Annotated in this window: 1 protein-coding gene; it reads left to right on the forward strand. The window is 43.6% G+C overall.

The genetic code is table 11. From position 1 onward, the window contains the following. Positions 1 to 459 precede the first annotated feature (459 nt). Positions 460 to 2,345, forward strand: a 1,886-nt coding sequence (locus tag ACTXGJ_RS12595; protein ID WP_443566154.1) for a transferrin-binding protein-like solute binding protein, incomplete at its 3' end; no start/stop codon positions are given.

Consider the following 2,345-nt stretch of genomic DNA (forward strand, 5'->3'; position numbering starts at 1 on the left):
GTACCTTTGGGGCTACAAAGCAATAAAGTAATATGACTATATAAAGCAAAGAAAAAAGCGCTCTAGGGCGCTTTTTTTGTCTGTGATTTTAATTTATTTAAATAGCACTAAAATATATTTGCATAAATGATTGCTAGTTTTAGTATAATTTAAAACAGTGATAAAAATTAAATTATTATTTTCATAATATTTTCATTAATAGGTTGTGAGCTATTTAAAAAATATTTATATTCTTTAAATAAGATATATATTAGCTATGTTACTAATTTTTATATATATATATTAGTGTACAACTGTACTTTATATAAAAATCTCTTCTTGTCCTAATAAAAATAAAAAGTGAACATAGAAGATATTTTTAAAAGTTGACTTCCAATAAATTTTTTGGTTATCTATAGCAGTACCGAATTTTAATCGGTACTTAATGGACTATCATAAATTCTTTATGGAGGAAGACGAATGTCACCTAAAAGTCATTCAATCGCAACTGCTGCGACAGCGAAAAAGTTAAAAACCCCCCTCAAAGCTAGTATTATTCTTTTAACCTCAATGATTTTGGCTTCTTGTGCCATTGATGGTGATACCGGTGCGACTGGTGCAACCGGAGCCACAGGCATGCCTGGTGCTCCAGGTGAAGATGGTGCACAAGGTCCGGAAGGCCCTAAAGGAGATAAAGGCGATGCTGGTGAAGATGGCCAAGACGGTGAAGATGGTGCACAAGGTCCAGAAGGCCCTAAAGGCGATAAAGGCGATGCTGGTGAAGATGGCCAAGATGGCGTAGACGGTGAGGATGGCGCACAAGGTCCAGAAGGTCCAGAAGGTCCAGAGGGTCCAGAGGGTCCAGAAGGTCCAGAAGGTCCAGAAGGTCCAGAAGGTCCAGAAGGTCCAGAAGGTCCAGAAGGTCCAGAGGGTCCAGAGGGTCCAGAGGGTCCAGAGGGTCCAGAGGGTCCACAAGGTCCTCCTGGAACTGAGGGTGAACCCCCAGTACGCGAGCGTGGTGAGCTATCGGACAAAACCGGAGCTCAAACTATTAACATTGGTGACACCTTTGTCGGCAGCACTCGTGAGTTTGACGTCTATGACAACGGTAACAACCTAGACGCCAGAGCAGACACTGCATCGAACGGCGCTCTGCCAGCCGTACCAGTATTCGTCTCAGGTGAAGATGATCAAGCCCTAGAAAATGGTTACAAGAGCAACGTTGATGACTCAGCGATGATCCAAGGTAGTGAAGCGGTAGGTAACGCTGAGATACCACTCACTTACACCTCAGTGTACAAAGACTTTGGTGATGACATGCGCGTTGGTCACATCAACGGTGTAGCAGGCACAGCTGATTTACTAGGCGCTGACTTACCTGTAGATGGCGTCGCCGTCGTTGGTAATGCCACTGAAACCATGCCAGGTGAAGGCGTCTTTAACTACGCCGGTGATGCAACCAACCGTGCCAACGGTATTGGTAACGCTATTGAATACGGCACTTCAGTATTCACAGCTGACTTTGTGAACAACAACCTAGAAGGAACCTTATCGTTTGACACCGCAGGAGACATTGGACTAACTGCGGGTATCGATGGTAACCAATTCTCAGGTGATGCTGCTGACAATAATGGTTATAACACCCAAGGTGGATTCTATGGAGAAGACGGTCAATACCTAGGCGGTGTTTATGACGGTAATGGTTCTCAAGGTACCTATGGCGCTACTAAAGGTGATGAGGTTCCACAGGGACCAACCAACCCAGAAGCTGAACCTAACACAGATGCCACTGGCATCATGAGCAACACCTTAAGTAGTAAATCAGGTCTAGGCACTAGTAACGCTATTGGTTTCCGTCAATTTGTCACAGACAACGAAACCTACACCTCAACCACAGGTAGTGGTGAAGGCATGGCACCTAATATGACTGAAGACAGTAGTGTTGATAACTTAACCTACAATACTATCGAAGCCCGTCTCGACATCGTTAAGCCTAATAAGTTTAATACTGCCAAACAAGACTTCACGTTGACTACCGTTAGAGCTGATGATGTTGCCGTTGCAAACACAGATGGTTTTAAGAAGTCTGCAGCTACAAACGAAGTGTTATGGAAGGGAGTAAACACTGGAGTATTTATCTCTCCAACTGCCGATCTGACACTTCCATATCAATCTGTGTACAAGAACTTTGATTCACAGATGCAGATTGGTCATGTTTATGGTGATCTAGATAAGCGTTCAGGTATCGCATCAGGTATCAAATCACGCTATGCCAACGTCTATGTCGTTGGTAACAGCACGGCACAAGCGGACATGGATTACCTAAAAGCTCAGGCTAAGTATGATGTGGCTAATGGTATTAACGA

The sequence above is a fragment of the Psychrobacter sp. 1Y11 genome (assembly GCF_052259045.1).
GTDB lineage: Bacteria > Pseudomonadota > Gammaproteobacteria > Pseudomonadales > Moraxellaceae > Psychrobacter.